This is a genomic window from Streptomyces sp. DH12 (assembly GCF_020873895.1).
Taxonomy (GTDB): Bacteria; Actinomycetota; Actinomycetes; order Streptomycetales; family Streptomycetaceae; genus Streptomyces.
The window spans coordinates 1-462 of sequence record NZ_JAHWGT010000979.1 but is presented as its reverse complement, the minus strand read 5'-3'; the positions used below and the strand labels follow the sequence as shown (position 1 = coordinate 462).

At 77.7% G+C, this 462-nt stretch carries 1 pseudogene; it reads right to left on the bottom strand.

The window, feature by feature from the left end:
* Window positions 1-462, bottom strand: a pseudogene (locus tag LPA54_RS38085) (cation-translocating P-type ATPase); the annotation flags it as partial.

The following is a 462-nucleotide window of genomic DNA, read 5'->3' as shown; positions in this document are numbered from 1 at the left end:
CGGTGGTGCCCTCGAACACCATGCAGGTCCGCCGCGCCACCGGCGCGCCCGGCGTCGGACCGATGTCCTTCGCCACCGGCAGCGACTCGCCGGTGAGCGACGACTCGTCGACCTCCAGCCCCTCGGCGCTCAGCAAGCGGGCGTCCGCCGGTACGACGTCGCCGGCGATGAGGTCGATGCGGTCGCCCGGCCGCAGCCGTGTCGCGTCGACGGTGACGGTGCGGCGGTGGGAGACGTGGCGTCGCGCGCGGGGCTGCTGCCGGGCGGCCAGCCGGGCGAGGGCCCGTTCGGCGCGCAGCCGCTGGAGGCCGCCCGCGACCGCGTTGAGGTCCATCGCGCCGACCACGAGCAGGGCGTCCACCAGTGAGCCGAGCAGCGCCGAGGCGACCGCGCCGGTGGCCAGGACCGGGGTGAGCGGGTCGTCCAGCTCGCGGCGGACCGCGCCGGCCGCCTCCCAGGTCC